Genomic DNA, 18,710 nt, shown 5'->3' with positions numbered 1-18,710 from the left:
CGATCATTTATTCCAGTCTGTTTTCCGCTTACAAGAAAAGATTGAAATAGCTTGTGATTCTGGAGGCAGTGCCATTAACATGGCAGCCGGCAAGCGTTAGAACAGCTACTGAGATGGATAAAAAGGAGGCACTATTTGTGGCATTTAAATTTGAACTCCCAGACATAGGCGAAGGTATTCATGAAGGTGAAATTGTAAAATGGATGGTTAAGCCTGGCGATGAAGTTAAAGAAGATGACGTTTTGTGCGAGGTTCAAAACGATAAAGCAGTTGTAGAAATTCCCTCTCCTGTAGATGGTAAAGTCCTTGATGTTAAAGTGGACGAAGGAACAACTGCGATTGTAGGAGATGTCATTTTAACGATTGATGACGGCAGCGGAGAAGAAGAGCCAGAAGAAGAAGCCGCCCCACAAGAGCAGGAAGAGGAAAAACCTGCAGACGAAGCCTCTTCAGAAGAAAAGAAAGAAGCACCGGCTGCTGACGAAGAGGATGATTCCGGTGATAAACGAGTTATTGCTATGCCTTCTGTTCGCAAATTTGCTCGTGAGAAAAACGTGAATATCTCTAAAGTAACAGGAAGCGGAAAAAATGGCCGTATCCTAAAAGAAGATATTGAAGCCTACCTTTCTGGTGAAACACCTGCAGAAGAAAAAACTGCAGAACCAGAAAAGCAAGCAGAATCTGCTAAAGAAGAAAAACCTGCTGCTGCTTCTGTTCAAGGAGAAGAAGAGCGTGTACCAATGAAAGGTATTCGCAAAGCTATTGCAAACGCAATGGTTAACTCTAAGCAAACAGCTCCACACGTTACTCATATGGATGAAGTAGATGTAAGCGCGCTAGTAGCTAACCGCAAGAAGTTTAAGCCGGTAGCTGCGGAACAAGATATCAAACTCACATATTTACCATATGTAGTAAAAGCGTTAACTTCTGCGCTTCGCAAGTATCCAGCATTAAATGCCTCCATTGATGATGAAAATGAAGAGATCGTCTATAAAAAGTACTTTAATGTTGGTATTGCTGCCGATACAGAACAAGGGCTTGTTGTGCCGGTTGTTCCTGATGCAGATCGTAAGTCGATCTTTATGCTTGCTGATGAAATTAACCAACTTGCTGCAAAAGCACGGGACGGGAAGCTTTCTTCTGATGAAATGAAAGGCGGCACATGCACGATTTCTAATGTTGGTTCAGCACAAGGTGCTTGGTTTACTCCAGTTATCAATCATCCAGAAGTTGCAATTCTTGGAATTGGCCGTATCGAAGAAAAAGCGGTTGTTCGTGATGGAGAAGTTGTCATCCGACCAATGCTTGCTTTATCCTTAAGTTATGATCATCGGATCATTGATGGAGTTACTGCCCAAGAATCAATGAACCATGTGAAGCGATTGTTAAACGATCCAGAACTATTAGTAATGGAGGGGTAAGAATGGTTGTAGGAGATTTTGCAGAAGAAGTAGACACACTAATCGTAGGTTCAGGACCAGGGGGATATGTAGCAGCAATTCGTGCAGCTCAGCTTGGCCAAAAAGTAACGATTGTGGAAAAAGGAAATTTAGGCGGTGTTTGTCTAAACATTGGCTGTATTCCTTCTAAAGCATTAATTGAAGCTGGTCATAAGTATCATGAATCAAAAGAAGGCAATGAAGAGATGGGGATCAAGACAGACAATGTTTCTCTTGATTTCTCTAAAGTCCAAGAGTGGAAAAATGGTGTAGTAGAGAAATTGACCGGTGGAGTCGAAGGGCTCCTAAAAGGCAATAAAGTCAACATCGTTAAAGGAGAAGCGTACTTTTCCGATGAAAGTACCGTGAAAGTGTCGGGTGATGATTACAATTCACAAACATATAAGTTTAAAAATTGTATCGTAGCTACAGGCTCACGTCCGATTGAGCTTCCAAACTTTAAATACAGTGACCGTGTCATCGATTCTACCGCAGCGCTTGATCTACAAGACGTACCTGAAAAACTTATCGTTATTGGTGGCGGCTATATTGGCGTTGAGCTTGCGGGAGCCTATGCTAACCTGGGCAGTGAAGTCACTATCCTAGAAGGTGAAAAGCGCATCCTCGGTGGCTTTGAAAAGCAAATGGCCCAGTTGGTACAGCGCAATTTGAAGAAAAAAGGTGTTTCCATTGAAACACAAGCAAAAGCTTCTGGCGTAGAAGAAACTGATAAAGGCGTAACGGTAAAAGCAGAAGTCAAAGGTGAAGAAAAGAGCTTTGATGCCGATTACGTTCTCGTATCAGTCGGCAGAAAGCCAAACACTGATGAGCTAGGCTTAGAGCAGCTAGGCGTAGAACTCTCAGACAAAGGCGTAATTACTGTGGATAAGCAGTGCAGAACAAGCGTAAAAAATATCTATGCTATTGGAGATATCATTGATGGCCCTCCACTTGCCCACAAAGCTTCTTATGAAGGCAAAGTAGCTGCTGAAGCAATTTCTGGAGAAGCGAGTGAGATTGACTACCTTAGCATTCCACTTGTAGCCTTTTCAGAGCCTGAGCTTGCTAGTGTCGGCTACACAGAAAGCGAAGCAAAAGAAGCAGGGTATGAAGTTACTGGCTCTAAATTTCCATTCCAGGCTAATGGACGTGCCCTTTCTCTTAATGAATCGGAAGGCTTCGTCAAGCTTGTGACGCGAAAAGAAGACGGGCTTGTAATTGGTGCTCAAATTGCAGGAGCAAATGCATCTGATATGATTGCTGAACTTGGCCTGGCTATTGAAGCCGGTATGACAGCAGAAGATCTGGCTATGACCATACATGCTCACCCAACACTAGGTGAAATTACGATGGAAGCAGCAGAAGTAGCTATAGGCCTGCCTGTTCATATCACAAAATAAGTATAAGAAAAAGAAGCTATGATCTCCTTTGAGAACATAGCTTCTTTTTTTATATACTTAAATTTGCTACTGTCACTCCAGCGAGAAAACGAACAAGGCTGTTGAAAATGTTATTTCACTGCAATTTACATTCATTCTCATACCATTCAACTTATCGTGAGAGAGAAATAGTTGGTGAGAGCAGAGCAAACGAGACCCTGCAGAGCAACGCTAGAAGTGGCATGCCGACTTTTCCACTCGTAAGCGTCATCCACCTCTTTATACAGATTAGATTATGAATAAAAATCGACTCTTAAACGGTAAACAGTATTTCTATGTCTCTGAAAAGGGGAGCTGAAGTCTAGTGATTTACGTAACATTCCTTTTTCAAAGCTGACCAGCTTTTCTATGAGGAGGTGGCGTTGTCGAGCTCAAACGAGGAGAAGACCAAGCTGATGTTGCCTTATGTCTGTCGTGAAAGCGTCCTTGTAGGAAAATCGAAGAGTCTAACCTTTTATTGAAGGCCTACATAATGATTGAAGAACCTGTAGCCAGTTACGCAACGCTAAGGACATGCAATCGACTGAATGATAGGTTAAGGTGAAAGACTGTATAATACTTGAACCAAAACGACTTGGATGACTTGTGATTAAGTCATAAAGGTCATAAGGAGTAAACACTGAAAAATTCCGCTAGCGAGACGTGTGAAAGGACCATTAACTATCATCAAAGAGAGAAAGAGCCAGCTGTGATTTATTCACAGCTGGCTCTTTTTAGAAGGAATAAGAACAAACTAGCAATGGTTACTGATCTCTATTTTGTTCATCGTCCTCGTCACTTTCATTGTTCTCCGTGAACTTGTTTTCTTTCACATCTTTGTGGTCTAATGATTCTTTTGATTTCGAGGTTGGTCGTGCGTTTGCTTTCTCGCGTTTAAATTGAGCTTTTTCTCGTTTCAATCGTTCTTTATCCTCTTTTAAATTACGGCGTTCTTCTCGTAGCTGGGCTCGTTCAACCTGCAGGCTCGGCCTTTCTTTGCGAAGGCTCTTCATTAGAGAGACACACATTAATATCATTATAATGGTAAATGGTAAGGCCGCAATAATAGCAGCGGTTTGCAAGGCATCCAACCCACCTGATAAGAGAAGAATAGCAGCAGCGGAAGACTGAATAATACCCCAGATAAACTTAACAGATATTGGCGGATTCATACTTCCGTTTGTCGTCTGCATGCCGAGTACAAATGTTGCTGAGTCGGCTGAGGTGATAAAGAAAGACATGATTAATAGCACAGCTATGATCGTTACTAATCCAGAAAAGTGGAATTGATCCAGTAAGGCAAACATTGCCATTTCTTCACCAGCATCCATCATATCATAGATGGCTCCACCCAACGTTGTATCAAAATTGATGGCTGTTCCACCAAAAACGGAGAACCATAATGCGCCAAATAGAGTTGGTACAGCTAATACGCCGAGGATAAATTCACGGATCGTTCTCCCCCTGGAGACACGGGCGATAAATGTTCCAACGAATGGGGCCCAGGCAATCCACCATGCCCAGTAGAAGATGGTCCAATCTTCAATCCACACAGAAGCATCTTCTGCTCCAAACGGTTCAAGCTGAAAACTCATTTGCATGAAGTTTTGTATATAACTTCCAAGCGTAGTAGTGAAGACGCTCATAATATGGACAGTTGGCCCAAGGAATAATACAAATAGCATAAGCAAGATAGCAAGAATAATATTAGCCTTACTCAAAATACGAATACCACGGTTAAGTCCTGTTAATGAGGAAATCATGTATAAGATTGTAATGACGAGAATGATCAACAGTTGGGTGCCTATATCATTTGTAATAAATTCAAACGTGTAATCTAGCCCTGCTCCCACCTGAAGGGTTCCAAAGCCAAGGGATGTTGCAACACCAAAGATGGTAGCAAATACAACAACCGTATTGATTAGAACACCCCAGCCTCCATCGGCTTTATCACCGATAAGAGGGCGGAAGGTTGCACTGATAACACCTGGAGCATCATGACGAAACTTAAAGTAGGCGAGAGAAAGAGCAACTACCGCGTAAATAGCCCACGGGTGTAATCCCCAGTGGAAAAAGGAATACTGTAAGGCAGTATTTGCTGCATCTGTTGTCTCTGGGTCTGCACTCATTGGTGCATAGTAATGGAAAAGAGGCTCAGCCGCTCCCCAAAAGACAAGGCCGATCCCCATACCGGCCGTGAAGAGAAAAGCAAACCAAGTTAAGTAATTATATTCGGGCTTGTCATCTGGTTTACCTAACTTAATTCGGCCATATGGGCTGAAAATAAGAAAGATAGAAAAGATAACAAAACCAGTTGCCGCTAATAAGTAGAACCAGCCAAGTTCCGAGGAAATAAAGCCTTGAATGATTCCTGTGACTTCATTTAAATTTTCTGGAGCAATAGCACCCCAGAGAATAAACGCAAACGCGATTACAACTGAAATCATAAAGACTGAAGTCAGTTTTTTCATATGTTACGTGCCACCTTTCGATCAAAATCTGCTTAGTAGAATTTAAAGGATGTACAATTTCATGATGTGGAGTGCTTCCTTTCCTTTTTGAAAACATGATGCCTGTTACGCAATAAAATAAGTAATCAATAATTGCTACTCAAAAAGTCTATAGGAAACATTTAATAAAACCACGCAAATCATTATAACACTTTGTTGAAAAGGCGCAAAATCTGTCTTTGCCTAGATTCTATACCCTAAGTTAAAGAATTCAATACATCTTTAATGGCTTGAACGTTTCAGACCCTTGCTGTGCCGCTGAAAATTTAAATATGAAATTGTAAAATAAATTTGTTATAAGCGGTTCAATTTTTTTAAAAAGATTTGATAAGATTAATCAATAAAGGGGTAAAGGTGGTAAAAAATGAAGAAGTTTTGGCGATTCGGAGCATTAATTGGAAGTTTTTGTTTAATGATAGGCTGTACAGCTGAAGAGGAAGCATCGCATTCTGAGGAAGAAGAGTCCCCATCAACAAATGAAGAAGAAAGCGACGAAGAGGACTCAGCTAATGGTATAGACATAGAAGAAAGCGACGAAGAAGCTGTTACGCTAGAATCTGAAGATGAGTCTGAAGCAGAAGAAGTTGAAAGCGAAAAAGATGAACCAGAGTATAAGTATGAAGTAAATGATGCTTCTTCAATTGTCCCGATTGATGAAGCAACGAGTGAAGTCGTTTTAATGACTATTGATGATGCTCCGGAGGATTATGGTCATAAAATGGCTGAAACTCTCGCCGAAGAGGAAATTCCGGCTATCTTCTTTATAAATGGCCACTTCATAGATGATGAAGAAGGAGAAGAACAATTAAAGCAAATTGACGAGCTTGGTTTTGAAATTGGGAATCATACGATGACGCATCGGAACCTAAATGATTTGTCAGAAGAAGAGCAGCATGAAGAAATCGTAGACCTCAATGATAAAATTGAAGATATTACAGGAGAGCGGCCCCGTTTTTTTAGAGCCCCATTTGGTGAAAATACAGAGTATTCCCGGTCGCTAATGGAAGAAGAAGAAATGATCTCAATGAATTGGACGTACGGCTATGATTGGGAAGAGGAATATTTAGAAGAAGAAGCATTAGCAGAACAAATGGTAGAGACGGAGCACCTGTCGAATGGCGCCAATTTATTAATGCATGATCGGGAATGGTCATATGAAGCACTCCCTGCCATTGTGGATGGAATTGAAGAAAAAGGATATGAATTTGTTGACCCCGATTTGATCGGCTCTAGTGAAGAGTAAGACTTGTAGAACATGACTTGTACAACATGAAAGGAAGCATAATATGGTTAAGATGAAGCACATAATTAGCGGAGCTATCCTAGCGATGATGCTGACCGCTTGTACTGATGACGGGGAAGAGCAATCAAACGAGAGCGAAAATGAAAACCTTGATGATAATGAAGGTGAAGAAGAAGAGCAGGAATTAAGTAAGCTTCCTCTAAAAGAAAATGACAACGAATTTGTGTCTGCAGCGGACCTGGTAGATACGTTTGATGGCTCCTATTCTTATGATGAGTTACACCGTACGCTTGAAGTATCGATCATGGATGAAACGTATAAAATGATTTATGATGTACCGGTCTTAGAACATAATGGTGAATATATTGCAAATGAAGAAGTTAAGTTTGAAGTAGAAGATGAAGATGTTTATCTTTCTCTAGAGTTCTTAAATGAGGGGTTAGGTTTAGCATACGAAGCAGATGATGATGAAGTGCGTTTCTCTCCCACGGAAAAATCGACTCCAGCATACGGAGAGCCTGCTGATTTTACCTTTGAAGAAGAAGAATGGGACGCTGAACAAATGAGTGAGTATTTAGCCTTTCTTCAGTCTCCTATTGAAGGGGCGGAAGTAAGTACAGTTGAGAGTCACCTCCCTGGTGCTCCCCGCGATTATCGCAATGGAGAACATGAAGGGATTGACTGGTATGAATATGGAACTGAGGTTGAAATAACTACCGATACTGAAATTTATGGAATGGCCGATGGTACCGTGGTACGGGCAGACCATGACTACGAAGAATATTCATCACCGGAAGAAAGAGATGAAGATTTAGCGCTTGCAGCTGATGCTGATGAAACCCCGGAATATATCCTTGATCGTTTGCGGGGGAAACAAGTATGGGTTCAATATGAAAACGGAGTCATGAACCGTTTTGCTCATTTACATGATATCCCTGACGATATACAAGTGGGTGATACAATTGATGAAGAAACAGTTATCGGTTATGTCGGTAATTCCGGTACTAGTCATGCTGTAAAAGGTGATGAGATGGGCGGTTTACATTTGCATCAAGACTTATTAATCTATGGGGACTTATTTTATGAGCCCTTAAATGAAGAAGAAGTGATTGATGTCTTGCAACAGATTTTTTAAATGTGTTAGAAGGAAGGCATTTCTAGAAAACCGAAGTGGTTGCTTAATTAATAGCGAAGAGATAACACCGGGCCAGAAGAGTGACAGCAAATAGGACATGCTCTTCGGCTGGGTGTTTTTCTTTACAAGCAGAAGCGATTTTGTCGAAATCAGTCGATTTGTGAAAACTTTTTACGAGTGGTGACTAATAATTAGAAAAGTCTCTTAACGTAGAAAAGAATGTGCTATTCTATAGCAAACCACTCCTGAGTATAAAATAGAACGTAATGGAGGGATGGCTATGGATCGTTCACAACAACTAGATGATATGCGCCTGGAGGTCGGTCGGACACTAGATGTAGCTCAATCACTCAAAGACTTTTATGATAAAATTGCTGAAATATTTGGAGCCTGTTATTTAAAAAGAGGAAGTGTTTCTGTTTACCGCCATACGCATGGAGAGTTTCAACGCCTGTCTCAATTCGGAGCTTGTCCCTTTAAAGAAATAGAAACATATCAACATCTCCCTTTTAAAATGTGTGCCATACGTGGGGAGCTTACGGTTTATTATAGTTTACATACACACTCCGTACTCGTTCCTTTCTTTTCGCAAGCTTTTTTACAAGGTGTACTAGCTTTGCACATTCCCAGACAAAGCTTTGAGTTTGATGAAGAGGATGCGACGTTCTTGAAAGAAGTTACTCGTTTCGTAAGTAATAATGTTCATCAATTCACGTATTAAAGACAGTTTCTTTTGAAAAAAGCCTGGTTAATGCCAGGCTTTTTACTATGCTTTTCTTAGATTAAAGGTTCGTGAAAAATAACGAAGTGCCCTGATGAGTCGTGAAGAGTAGTGGAACTGTCAGCTATCCTTGATAGGTAAGCATACAAAAATAAATGTGTTATACAATTTAAATTGACAACGCCTTCAATGTGTCATACTATATTAAGTAAGAAGAACATAATTTGTTTCTAAAGGAGTTGTACGCATGGATATCATTATTTGCCGGACGTGTAACGAAACGATTGGTCATCACGAAGGTGAGAAGGTGGCTACACTTTATGGAACTTGTTCAAGTTGTTCGAGTCGTGAAAAGTCTACTGCAAAGAAAAAATAAATTAGAGACGATCATCACCTCTGGCTGAAGTAATATAAGCCAGAGGTGTTTTTTGTGTGGAGAATCATTGCCTGAGTTTAAATCTTTAGTGTTGCACATGTATCCATAAAAAAGTGTGTTGAAAAACATCCGATGTTTGGTCAGCTGCTCTATCTTCTTGAAGCGGAGGCTGAAGGAAGACACAGCAACATTAACCGGATGGTAAGGCTGAAGCCAATATTGTACGTGTTCTTATAGGAAACTTCACCAGCATTTTTTAACGATGCTGTTAACGTAAAGGAACTTGTTGATATAGGTCGTTGATAGGCGAAGAATAACCTACCTGGACTGAGCACAGGCCGGAGAAAAAAGTCATGCCTTAAGTTGATAAAGAAAATTCACTGTCCCTTTAACACGTTTTATTAAGCAACGCTTGTTGGGAGAACAATAAGGTGATACGGTATTAGGAAGCTGCACTGCTTCTTGCTTTATTTGTGTCTTGAAAAGTTCCTGTATTGTACGGTTATGGTAATATGCAAGCATATAAGTAAATAGTTAAAAGCAAATGTGGATATAAGCGTACTTCATCTAGGCAAGAGGGTTTACAATTAACTGACTAATAACCAAAGGGTGACGAGAGTGAAAGAAGATATACATTATCCAATATCGATGGAATGGAGTAAGGAAGAAGTGATTCATGTCGTAGAGTTTTTTGAGATGATACAAAAAGCTCAAGCGGATGGTATACGAAGTGAGTTACTTGTTGAACAGTACAAAAAATTTAAAGCGGTGGTTCCTTCGAAGCGGGAAGAAAAACAGTTATTCGCAGAATTTGACCAAGCAGCTGATGTATCATCCTGGAAAACCATTCAAGCGGCTCAAAAAGCAGAAGCTGACGAGTTAATCAAAATGACGTGAGTAAAAGCGTCCCTTGGCATTACAGCGTTGTTTTGGCCAAGTGGACGCTTTTTCTGCTTTTAAGTGTGTACGCAGTTGCTGCAAAGCTAACAGGAGAGTTTATTCCGCTACAGCCTGTATAACATGAGGTGAGTTAGGGGCTATTTACTAGGTACAGCTGTAGACTTAGCAAGCTGATAAAATGGGAGGACCGTTTCAAATGTCTCTTCTACCGTTTGTTGAAGGCGTGCCCCATCTTGGACATTTTCGTCATTAGGGTTTAAATGCCTGCCAACGAGCAATTCAGCTTTCTTTATTTTCTTTAGGCGTTCTACGTGCCGCTCAATCTCCGCAGCAGTTAGATCCTTTTGTTTCATGGCTTCTGGTTTGGTGTGGTCTATGGACCAAACATAATCTGAAGGTACGTTTTGAAGATAGTCATTTAATTGTGGTAAAAGTGCTTCAGCAAATTCTCCTTTGGCCGGTGCTTCATATATCATAGCAAACCAAATGAAAAGGTGGGACTCGAAAAGACCTACTTGAAAATGTGGGAGCTTTTTATAGCCGCGTTTGGAATCGGCAAAAGCTACCCATGTATCCTCGGGTGGGTTCACTTTTCGGCGGGCATGCTTGGCAATATGATAGTGCATTTCATCACCAGTCAGTGTTGATAAGGAGGCTGAAACATTTTTGCCCAACAGGTCAAATTTAGGTTGAATGTGGGTACGAATAGCGTCCATGCGTTCTTCTAAGCCAGGTATAGTAAAAACATTAAAGTCTTCCTTTGTGAAACCTTGTATTTCAGTCATATCTTCACCTCTTAAAATATAAGTTATTTCAATCTTACGAGGTTTTGTACAGGCACGCAAATGATTAGGCCGCTGTATCAAGTAGAGACCTTGACAGGACCTTACACTCATAATTAAAAAAACAAGCTGTTCCGTTTGAATTTATCTACACATATGCTATAATATCGATAATCTAATAAGTCAGAAAATTTAGTTATTACCCTGTCACGTAGTGGGCCATGCGAAGATTACAGATCACTTTAAGGGGTGTGAGTGTGATGGAACAAGTCATTCAAACGTTTAAAAGGACAGACGCAGAGACACGTATTCCGATTTTGCGCATGGAGATTGATTATGAACTTATTTCGCTCCATGACGCCATGATGGTTAAAGATCAAGATATGATGAAGGAAACAAAGAATCGTTTAGAACAATTAAGATTGGAATGGCTTCAACTGGAAGCTTAAATGTTAAATAAATACAAAGGCTGTCCCAACAATGAATGGGGCAGTCTTTTTTTATAGCTCTGCCCAAGAACGTTTGATAAAGATCATTAATATTTCAGGGTGGGTCGAGGTTCGGCAGGACAATCGGGTGTAGTGAGACTTAGCAGGTTGTTAGTCTGAAGAAGGCGGGGTGCTCGTGGAAAAAGAAGTCATGGAAGGACTATCAATATTAGGGATGAAGGTTCACTCATTAAGGCAGTAATGCTTGTGTGCTATTAGTTTTTTGTTAAAGGGGGTAAGATAAGGGTGGATAGCTTGTTTCCTGTTCATCAGCACAGGGATTGTGGCATAATAAGGAAGATAAATTTAATGAAGGGTGCTGAGACGTTTTGTCTAACCAAACCGATTTTCATGTGAAAGAAAACGCTGAAACCATTATTAAAGAAGCAGCCAAGCTTCTCTGCACACCTCTTCAGGATGAATTACATATTCAAACGAAAAGTGATGCCGATGACTTGGTTACAGATAAAGATAAAGAGGTAGAAGATCTGTTTAGAACCCGCATTGCCGAAATGTATCCAGAACATAAAATGATAGGTGAAGAAGGCACAGGTTCAGAAGTAAATGCGAATAAGGGGACCGTATGGATTATTGACCCTATTGATGGGACGACAAATTTTGTCCATCAACATTATAATTTCGTCATTTCGGTTGGAATCTATGAAGATGGAGAAGCGAGAGTTGGGGTTGTATATGACGTGATGAATGATGAATGGTTTAGCGCCGTTAGAGGTGCTGGCTTTTTTCATAATGATAAGCAAAAAAAGATGGCAGCAAGCGGTCCTTATGAAGAATCAATTATTGGCCTGAATGCAAGGTGGTTAATTAGCAAACGGTTTCCACGCCGGGCAGAGGTTTGTCGTCACATTGTTCGTGATATAAGGGCTACTCGCTCTTATGGCGCTGCGGCGTTAGAAATGGCTTATACTGCTTGCGGACGGCTCGATGGCTATCTTACGATGAGAGTTTCTCCCTGGGATTATGCAGCTGGAAAATTATTAGTGGAAGAAGCAGGCGGGAAGATATCAGATATCTTCGGCCAATCTCTGACATTCGAAGGAGAAACCTCATTGCTTTGTGCTGCTTCTGACCTTCATGGAACACTTAGCACTGCCTTTTCACAATCAGAACGTGAATAAGTAAAACGGGTTCCCTTTTGAGGGGTTCAAGGAAGGTTAATAGCGGAAGAGTAAAAAGAATAACGACGCGCGGCCGGCGGGTGATGCGTTGTTAGTGGGAGAAAAGGGCTTTGCGTCGTTACGAAAGCCCCTTCTATTTTTCTTAGTTGTGGGTGGAGTTGGTTTGCAGTTTTTCCCGGTAGGACCTGGCAACGTTAAAGCAACCAAACATTACACCAACGGCGCCAAGCGCAATCCAAATACTTCGTTCAGCTACGGCCACGCCAAGTGCTAATATACAACATACTGTCAATGTGGCAAGAAGTAAAAAAATCCATTTTTCTTTCGTCATCATTGAAATGCCTCTCTCTTTTAAAAGTTCTGTGTATTATTATACCTTGTCCATACTAAGAAATAAAGGCGAGAGTGATAGGAAGGAAGAAGAAGGTATGCTACAATGGGAAAGTTGGATAGAAATCAAGGCGACTAAAGTCGTTAGTTAAGGGAGCGAATACGTAGTGAGTACAATTCGACAAGACTTGCGTAATATCGCAATTATCGCCCACGTAGACCATGGCAAAACCACGCTTGTAGATGAAATGTTAAAGCAGTCCGGAACATTTCAAGCCCACGAGCAGGTAGACGAGAGGGCAATGGATACAAATGATTTAGAAAAAGAGCGCGGGATTACGATTCTTGCTAAAAATACAGCAATTCGTTATGAAGATGCAAAAATTAATATTTTGGATACTCCCGGCCACGCTGACTTTGGCGGTGAAGTTGAACGTATTCTCAAGATGGTAGATGGAGTATTGCTCGTGGTAGATGCTTATGAAGGCTGTATGCCGCAAACGCGTTTTGTGTTAAAAAAGGCGCTTGAACAAAAGCTGACTCCAATTGTCGTATTAAATAAAATTGACCGACCGAGTGCTCGGCCTGAGGAAGTCGTGGACGAAGTATTAGATTTATTTATCGAGCTCGGAGCAGATGAAAATCAATTGAACTTTCCAGTTGTATATGCTTCGGCTATCAATGGCACGGCAAGTGAAGACCCAGAGAATCAGGATGAGGGAATGGATGTTTTATTTAAATCCATTATGGAAAATATGCCGGCTCCTTTTGATAATTCAGACGAACCATTTCAGTTCCAGCCGACGATGCTTGAGTATGACAACTATTTAGGTCGTATTGGAGTCGGGAGAGTTTTTCGGGGGACGATTCGAACAGGAGATCAAGCTGTTGTAATGAAACGTGATGGAACTCAGAAAAACGTCCGCATTAGTAAATTATTCGGCTATTTAGGGCTTGAAAAATCTGAAATTGAAGAAGCTTCAGCCGGAGATATTATTGCAATTTCAGGTATTGAAGATTTGAATGTAGGAGAAACCATTTGTCCAGAATCAGATCCGGATGCTCTGACAGTACCTCGTATTGATGAGCCAACCTTGCAGATGACTTTTCTTGTAAACACAAGCCCCTTTGCAGGTAAAGAAGGCAATTACGTAACGAGCCGCAAAATAGAAGAACGTTTGTTAACCCAGTTGGAAACAGATGTGAGTCTTAAAGTAGAAGAGACCGATTCTCCCGATGCCTGGCGTGTATCAGGACGCGGCGAATTACATTTATCCATCCTAATTGAGAATATGCGCCGTGAAGGCTATGAATTACAAGTGTCTAAGCCAGAAGTTATTATTAAAGAAGTAGACGGTGTGAAATGCGAACCAGTTGAACGCGTTCAGGCAGATGTACCTGAAGATTATACCGGTTCTGTAATGGAGGCACTTGGCGAACGAAAAGGTGAAATGGTGGATATGATCAACCAAGGAGACGGTCAAGTGCGGCTTGAGTTTTTAGTACCATCGCGTGGTTTAATCGGGTATGGGACTGAATTTATGGCGCAGACAAAAGGTTTTGGCATTTTAAATCATACATTTGACAGTTTCCGACCGCTTGTTGAAGGACAAGTCGGAGGAAGACGCCAAGGTGTTCTTGTAGCCCTTGAAGCAGGGAAAGCTACTTGGTACAGTATGATGGCCCTTGAAGACCGTGGTGTGTTATTTGTGGAGCCAGGCACTGAAGTGTATGAAGGTATGATCGTAGGAGAGCATTCAAGAGATAATGACTTATCAGTAAATATCACTAAAGAAAAACATGTTACAAACATTCGCTCTGCTACTAAAGATCAGACCCAATCAATGAAGCGCCCACGCATTTTAACGTTAGAAGAAGCGCTTGAGTATTTAAATGAAGATGAATTTTGCGAAATTACCCCTGAATCGATCAGGTTGCGGAAAAAAACGTTAAATACTTCGATGCGTGAGCGCGAAGAGAAGAGAAAAAAGAAGTCTTAATGTAAAGGAGGAGCCGCCTCATGAATGGCGAAGAGCCAACCATCAATGATATCGGCCAAAGCGATGTCTCCTGGTTCGCCGGGCTTCTAAATGTCCACGAACAGCCGGTTCTCGGGTTTATACTATTGTATGCAGCAGTAATTATTATGAGCATCGTAGTTTTTAATCTTGGATTTGCTCGCAAACTTCCTCTTTTAAAAAATGTAATTGTTTACGCTGCTTTGATAATTGGCGCGTTCCCCATTACTATATTTGCAGTAGGAATGCCGATTGTGGAATCATTAATTATCTCTGCCCTTGTGCTTGGCATATATAAAATTAGACTGCGATCTCATAAAAAGGATCAGCAGTCTGAACACAAGACAAGCTGATGAAAAGGTCCGGAGCATCTCTTCTTAAGAGAGCTTCGGACCTTTATTATAAGCTTGGCTTTACTTGTATACTTGTATTACTTGTCTATGCGAAAAACATAAGAGTGTGAATACTTGCTCGGCTTTACGACAAAGTGTTAATCTGAATCACTTTTTCCTGCGGAGGCTTAAACGATGAAAAGAAGTGAAGAAAAGATAATTTTGAACTCAGCTTCAGTATAGCTTCCATGCTTTTGTTAAGGGGGAAAGCTCATAGCTCATATAGTATTTAATTTACCAATCTTCTTTCGGTTGAATATCTTTATAGGATCGGTAATGGTCAGACGACGTTCGTTCGATGGTACGGTCGGTAATACGGGTGTGACAAGCTTCGCACATATACGTGTGAATCGGTCGATTTCTAAGCTTTTTTGCTAATGGGTTATCATCTGATATTACGTCAATTGTGTCACATAGTACACAACGTGCTTTCATAACTATCCCTACTCTCTACTTACAAGTTACTGTAAATAGTATAACATGGATATAGTGTTTATCGTGAAGGAGGAATTGATGAATCTATCCATAAAAAGAAAAATGAGGGTTGCTTAAGCTTGTGGGACATATACATAAAAAGAAATGGCGGAATGGACAAGGACATGTTTTCCTGTTCTTAAATTTTAGGTATAGTAGTATTATCCGGATTTATTCGGTAAGCATATGTTACACATAGGAGGTCACGTTATGGCCAATCAAGTTGAGCATAAGCTGCAAGATAAGTTGTTGACTGCTTTACAAAAAGAACGTTTTGTCCTTTTGGCTACCACCGACTATGAACTCGGTTCGCCAAATGTAAGTGCTATTTCCTGGGTGTATGCCCCGGATTCAGAGCACGTGCGGTTTGCAGTGAATACTAGCTCACGAATTGTTGAAAACATCAAAGCCCACGCAGGTGTAGTGTTAAATGTTATCATCGATGGTTCTTCTTATTCCATTGCTGGAGAGGCGCGCTTTATTACAGAACGAATGGAAGGTATCCCGTTAAAGCTTGCTTTTATGGAAGTTGATATTCAGGAAGTGAGAGATGTGATGTTTTACGGTGCCCAAATTTCTGAAGAGCCGAAATATGATAAAACGTATGACCTTGATGCCGCAGCTAAATTGGACCGGCAAGTGATGGGAGCTTTAAAAGAGGCATAAATCGGGGAACCCCCGATTTATGCTTTTTTTTACTCTTTTTTTACAGAGTTGAAAATCAATAATTCCTCTGAAATATGGACAAATACAGCGGTTGATAGTTTTACTTTAGGAAGAGTGATGATAATCGTTTAGCAATATTTTAAGCTTGTTTGCGTATATTGAAGGAATAGCTGGTACAAATAAAAATGATTATAGTTCGAGGCAGGAGGCCAGAGCATGAAAAAAATTTACGTGCTGGATACGAACGTCCTTTTGCAAGACCCCCGTTCTTTGTTTGCATTCCAAGAACATGAAGTGATAATACCGGCTGTCGTGTTGGAAGAAATTGATGCAAAGAAACGATATATGGATGAGCTGGGTAGGAATGCTCGTTATGTAGCGAGGTTGCTTGATGGATTACGATTAAATGGAAGGCTGGATGAAGGAATTCCGTTGGATTCAGGGGGGACACTCCGCGTTGAATTAAACCATCGCTCGTTTCAATACATGAGAGACCGTTTTCCAGAGATGACTAATGATAATCGGTTGTTAGCGGTCGCCATGAACCTGCAAATGGAAGAGAGGCAAAACGCTGAACCAAAACCGGTCATCATTGTAAGCAAGGATGCGCTTGTACGGATCAAAGGAGAAGCTTTAGAACTAAAGACAGAAGACTTTTTGCATGATCGGGTTATTGACGATGATCATATATACGAAGGGTTTAAGAGTTTATCAGTCAGTAAAGAAATTTTGGATCAGTTTTATCAAACGCGCTCACTTCACGTTTCAGAGATCACAGATGAACCGGTGTCACCTCATGAGTGTTTTATTATGAAAGATGCTTTTGGCTCTTCCACATCTGCTTTAGGGAAAGTTTCGAAAGATGGTAAGGAATTAACGCCAGTTGAAGTTGAATCCGAACAAGTGTGGGGTATTCGCCCGCGTAATGTGCAACAGCGGATTGCCCTTTCATTTTTGCTGGACCCTTCAATTTCTGTGTTAACGATGACAGGGAAAGCAGGAACGGGAAAAACACTATTAGCATTGGCAGCAGGCTTATTGCAGACCGAAGACTTAGCTGCATATAAAAAGCTGCTTGTCGCAAGACCGGTTGTCCCCCTTGGTAAAGATATTGGCTACCTGCCCGGAGAAAAAGAAGAAAAGCTGCGCCCTTGGATGCAGCCAATATTTGATAACCTAGAATTTTTATTTAATACCAAAAAGCCTGGAGAATTAGATGAAATCCTGGTGGGAATGGGCTCTATTCAAGTGGAAGCTTTAACGTATATCAGGGGGAGAAGCTTGCCTGACCAATTTATTATTATTGATGAAGCTCAAAATTTAACGAAACATGAAGTGAAAACTATTTTAACCCGGGTTGGGGAAGGCAGCAAAATTGTATTGATGGGAGACCCGGCTCAAATTGACCATCCTTATTTGGACGAACGAACAAATGGACTCACTTATGTGGTGGAACGATTTAAACATGAAGCAGTTAGTGCCCATATAAAATTGGAAAAGGGAGAAAGGTCAGGTTTGGCTCAACTTGCAGCCGATTTATTGTAAGCTTGGTATATCGTTATAAAGGCAAAGGCTTTAAACAAAATAGAAATGCTTTGTTTCGAGGCTGCCAGCTATAAAAAATAAAGCGCGGTCGTTGGCAACGACCGCGCGGCACATTAAAGTACTTTCTTGATGGACAGGCAATTTATTCGATTCGAAAGCCTTTTACATGAGTGATGGGGTTGCTTTGATTGCTCCCATCTCCGTAGTAGGCGTGCACAGGCCCTGTTTCATATAAAGGCTTGCCTTCACTGCTGAATCCAATGATAAGCCGACTTCCTTCATCAAGGGAAAGCTTGTGTTCGCTATGTTCGGTTTCAATTATTAGTGAACTAGCATTGGTTGAGGGCTCTGAATTTTCTAGAAACGGGGTGAACTCTATTCCAAATGAACCTTCAAGCAGTGCTTCTTTTTTTGAGCGGATCTCATTTGTTTTGTGCTTTTCAGGCATGTTAGACCCTTCTGTTCGCTCTTTCTCCCAGCGCTTAGCAACAGAAGCAATTTCTTCTTCCTGTGCTGCATCCTTCCTATCTTCTTGAAAATAAGTGGTTAAATCAACTTTACGTTCGTCAAAAATCCAAACGGTGGGGTCAATTGTAATCGTATGTTTTACATCCCCATGAATAAATACAATAAATTCCATTTTTATTGCTCCTTTTTATAACCAGCTAGTACCCATCCTATCACAAAAAAATCTAAACTGTGTGACGAGAATCTTCGGAAATACGTTTATCTCGGCTTGCATTTTTAAAGAGTAACCGATATGATGAATGAATAAGGAGTATGATAGAGGAGGGTTCCTCATGAGTATAGAGGTTACTTCAATTAGTTATGATAAGGCGTATGCCTTACTAAAAGCTGATGCTGAAAAAATTAGAAAGCTTATTGAAGTTCAGATGGATAATTTAACGATGCCCCAGTGCCCTTTATATGAAGAAGTTCTAGATACCCAGATGTTTGGCTTATCCCGTGAGATTGATTTTGCGATCCGGTTGAATTTAATCGATGAGCAATCAGGTAAACATATTCTTTCAGAGCTTGAGCGTAAACTCGCTGCGCTGCATGAAGCAACGATTGAAGGTAAGTAAAAAACCAAGCTATTCGGAATTCACCCGAATAAGCTTGGTTTTTTTATTG

19 protein-coding genes are annotated in these 18,710 nt (G+C 40.9%); 14 read left to right on the top strand and 5 right to left on the bottom strand.

The window, feature by feature from the left end; translation table 11 throughout:
- The first annotated feature begins 137 nt into the window (after positions 1–137).
- Together D469_RS0100650 and lpdA are read left to right on the top strand one after the other, a co-directional pair.
- Positions 138–1,421, top strand: a complete 1,284-nt coding sequence (locus tag D469_RS0100650; protein WP_018921422.1) for a dihydrolipoamide acetyltransferase family protein — start codon at positions 138–140, stop codon at positions 1,419–1,421.
- 2 nt (positions 1,422–1,423) lie between these two features.
- On the top strand, positions 1,424–2,839 hold the full coding sequence (gene lpdA / locus D469_RS0100645; RefSeq protein ID WP_018921421.1) for a dihydrolipoyl dehydrogenase: 1,416 nt from the start codon (positions 1,424–1,426) through the stop codon (positions 2,837–2,839).
- Positions 2,840–3,621: 782 nt separating this feature from the next.
- On the opposite strand, the gene D469_RS0100640 is transcribed toward lpdA, so the two are convergent.
- Entirely contained in the window at positions 3,622–5,328 is a 1,707-nt protein-coding gene (locus tag D469_RS0100640; protein ID WP_018921420.1) for a glycine betaine uptake BCCT transporter, read from the bottom strand.
- A gap of 403 nt (positions 5,329–5,731) precedes the next feature.
- On the opposite strand from D469_RS0100640, the gene D469_RS0100635 reads away from it, so the two are divergent.
- The 5 genes from D469_RS0100635 to D469_RS0100615 all read left to right on the top strand — a co-directional run bounded on the left by D469_RS0100635 (position 5,732) and on the right by D469_RS0100615 (position 9,739).
- Positions 5,732–6,610, top strand: coding sequence for a polysaccharide deacetylase family protein (locus tag D469_RS0100635; protein ID WP_018921419.1), 879 nt, complete (start codon positions 5,732–5,734; stop codon positions 6,608–6,610).
- Positions 6,611–6,653: 43 nt separating this feature from the next.
- Entirely contained in the window at positions 6,654–7,745 is a 1,092-nt protein-coding gene (locus tag D469_RS0100630) for a M23 family metallopeptidase (RefSeq protein ID WP_018921418.1), read from the top strand.
- 280 nt (positions 7,746–8,025) lie between these two features.
- Positions 8,026–8,466, top strand: a complete 441-nt coding sequence (locus D469_RS0100625; protein ID WP_018921417.1) for a hypothetical protein — start codon at positions 8,026–8,028, stop codon at positions 8,464–8,466.
- A gap of 247 nt (positions 8,467–8,713) precedes the next feature.
- Positions 8,714–8,842: a GapA-binding peptide SR1P gene (locus D469_RS21395; protein WP_083910672.1), complete on the top strand. Its 129-nt coding sequence runs from the start codon at positions 8,714–8,716 to the stop codon at positions 8,840–8,842.
- Positions 8,843–9,460: 618 nt separating this feature from the next.
- Entirely contained in the window at positions 9,461–9,739 is a 279-nt protein-coding gene (locus tag D469_RS0100615; protein ID WP_018921416.1) for a UPF0223 family protein, read from the top strand.
- 140 nt (positions 9,740–9,879) lie between these two features.
- Here D469_RS0100615 and D469_RS0100610 read toward each other — a convergent pair whose 3' ends face one another.
- Positions 9,880–10,527, bottom strand: a complete 648-nt coding sequence (locus D469_RS0100610) for a YktB family protein (RefSeq protein WP_018921415.1) — start codon at positions 10,525–10,527, stop codon at positions 9,880–9,882.
- A 257-nt stretch (positions 10,528–10,784) separates the two neighbouring features.
- On the opposite strand from D469_RS0100610, the gene D469_RS0100605 reads away from it, so the two are divergent.
- Together D469_RS0100605 and D469_RS0100600 are read left to right on the top strand one after the other, a co-directional pair.
- Complete coding sequence (locus tag D469_RS0100605; RefSeq protein ID WP_018921414.1) at positions 10,785–10,973, top strand: hypothetical protein; 189 nt, start codon at positions 10,785–10,787, stop codon at positions 10,971–10,973.
- Positions 10,974–11,341: 368 nt separating this feature from the next.
- On the top strand, positions 11,342–12,151 hold the full coding sequence (locus D469_RS0100600; protein WP_018921413.1) for an inositol monophosphatase family protein: 810 nt from the start codon (positions 11,342–11,344) through the stop codon (positions 12,149–12,151).
- 142 nt (positions 12,152–12,293) lie between these two features.
- Here D469_RS0100600 and D469_RS0100595 read toward each other — a convergent pair whose 3' ends face one another.
- The gene (locus tag D469_RS0100595; protein ID WP_018921412.1) at positions 12,294–12,485 is read right to left on the bottom strand and encodes a DUF5325 family protein; all 192 of its coding nucleotides are present in this window, start codon (positions 12,483–12,485) and stop codon (positions 12,294–12,296) included.
- A 163-nt stretch (positions 12,486–12,648) separates the two neighbouring features.
- Between D469_RS0100595 and typA the strand changes: the two genes are divergently transcribed.
- Both typA and D469_RS0100585 read left to right on the top strand, forming a co-directional pair.
- Positions 12,649–14,481: a translational GTPase TypA gene (gene typA, locus D469_RS0100590; protein ID WP_018921411.1), complete on the top strand. Its 1,833-nt coding sequence runs from the start codon at positions 12,649–12,651 to the stop codon at positions 14,479–14,481.
- 20 nt (positions 14,482–14,501) lie between these two features.
- Entirely contained in the window at positions 14,502–14,852 is a 351-nt protein-coding gene (locus tag D469_RS0100585; RefSeq protein WP_018921410.1) for a YlaH-like family protein, read from the top strand.
- A gap of 273 nt (positions 14,853–15,125) precedes the next feature.
- Here the strand turns inward: D469_RS0100585 and D469_RS21390 are convergent, their stop codons facing one another.
- Positions 15,126–15,326 carry a YlaI family protein gene (locus D469_RS21390; RefSeq protein ID WP_083910671.1) on the bottom strand — a complete coding sequence of 67 codons (201 nt, stop codon included), beginning with the start codon at positions 15,324–15,326 and terminating at the stop codon, positions 15,126–15,128.
- 249 nt (positions 15,327–15,575) lie between these two features.
- Between D469_RS21390 and D469_RS0100580 the strand changes: the two genes are divergently transcribed.
- Both D469_RS0100580 and D469_RS0100575 read left to right on the top strand, forming a co-directional pair.
- Complete coding sequence (locus tag D469_RS0100580) at positions 15,576–16,031, top strand: pyridoxamine 5'-phosphate oxidase family protein (RefSeq protein WP_018921409.1); 456 nt, start codon at positions 15,576–15,578, stop codon at positions 16,029–16,031.
- 216 nt (positions 16,032–16,247) lie between these two features.
- Complete coding sequence (locus D469_RS0100575) at positions 16,248–17,576, top strand: PhoH family protein (RefSeq protein WP_018921408.1); 1,329 nt, start codon at positions 16,248–16,250, stop codon at positions 17,574–17,576.
- A 142-nt stretch (positions 17,577–17,718) separates the two neighbouring features.
- Here the strand turns inward: D469_RS0100575 and D469_RS0100570 are convergent, their stop codons facing one another.
- Entirely contained in the window at positions 17,719–18,216 is a 498-nt protein-coding gene (locus D469_RS0100570; protein WP_018921407.1) for a hypothetical protein, read from the bottom strand.
- 160 nt (positions 18,217–18,376) lie between these two features.
- Between D469_RS0100570 and D469_RS0100565 the strand changes: the two genes are divergently transcribed.
- Positions 18,377–18,661 (top strand): Fpa/YlaN family protein, encoded by a 285-nt coding sequence (locus D469_RS0100565; RefSeq protein WP_018921406.1) that lies wholly within the window; start codon positions 18,377–18,379, stop codon positions 18,659–18,661.
- Positions 18,662–18,710 lie beyond the last annotated feature (49 nt).

Source organism: Salsuginibacillus kocurii DSM 18087 (assembly GCF_000377705.1).
Taxonomy (GTDB): Bacteria; Bacillota; Bacilli; order Bacillales; family Marinococcaceae; genus Salsuginibacillus; species Salsuginibacillus kocurii.
This window is presented reverse-complemented; position numbering and strand designations above follow the sequence as displayed.

Excerpts from the sequence above, each read along its gene's own strand:
- D469_RS0100630 (WP_018921418.1), top strand. The coding sequence starts at position 6,654 with ATGGTTAAGATGAAGCACATAATTAGCGGAGCTATCCTAGCGATGATG.
- D469_RS21390 (WP_083910671.1), bottom strand. The coding sequence starts at position 15,326 with ATGAAAGCACGTTGTGTACTATGTGACACAATTGACGTAATATCAGAT.
- D469_RS0100640 (WP_018921420.1), bottom strand. The coding sequence starts at position 5,328 with ATGAAAAAACTGACTTCAGTCTTTATGATTTCAGTTGTAATCGCGTTT.
- D469_RS0100580 (WP_018921409.1), top strand. The coding sequence starts at position 15,576 with ATGGCCAATCAAGTTGAGCATAAGCTGCAAGATAAGTTGTTGACTGCT.
- D469_RS0100570 (WP_018921407.1), bottom strand. The coding sequence starts at position 18,216 with ATGGAATTTATTGTATTTATTCATGGGGATGTAAAACATACGATTACA.
- D469_RS0100625 (WP_018921417.1), top strand. The coding sequence starts at position 8,026 with ATGGATCGTTCACAACAACTAGATGATATGCGCCTGGAGGTCGGTCGG.
- D469_RS0100585 (WP_018921410.1), top strand. The coding sequence starts at position 14,502 with ATGAATGGCGAAGAGCCAACCATCAATGATATCGGCCAAAGCGATGTC.
- D469_RS0100575 (WP_018921408.1), top strand. The coding sequence starts at position 16,248 with ATGAAAAAAATTTACGTGCTGGATACGAACGTCCTTTTGCAAGACCCC.
- D469_RS0100610 (WP_018921415.1), bottom strand. The coding sequence starts at position 10,527 with ATGACTGAAATACAAGGTTTCACAAAGGAAGACTTTAATGTTTTTACT.
- D469_RS0100605 (WP_018921414.1), top strand. The coding sequence starts at position 10,785 with ATGGAACAAGTCATTCAAACGTTTAAAAGGACAGACGCAGAGACACGT.
- D469_RS0100565 (WP_018921406.1), top strand. The coding sequence starts at position 18,377 with ATGAGTATAGAGGTTACTTCAATTAGTTATGATAAGGCGTATGCCTTA.
- D469_RS0100595 (WP_018921412.1), bottom strand. The coding sequence starts at position 12,485 with ATGATGACGAAAGAAAAATGGATTTTTTTACTTCTTGCCACATTGACA.
- D469_RS21395 (WP_083910672.1), top strand. The coding sequence starts at position 8,714 with ATGGATATCATTATTTGCCGGACGTGTAACGAAACGATTGGTCATCAC.
- lpdA (WP_018921421.1), top strand. The coding sequence starts at position 1,424 with ATGGTTGTAGGAGATTTTGCAGAAGAAGTAGACACACTAATCGTAGGT.
- D469_RS0100635 (WP_018921419.1), top strand. The coding sequence starts at position 5,732 with ATGAAGAAGTTTTGGCGATTCGGAGCATTAATTGGAAGTTTTTGTTTA.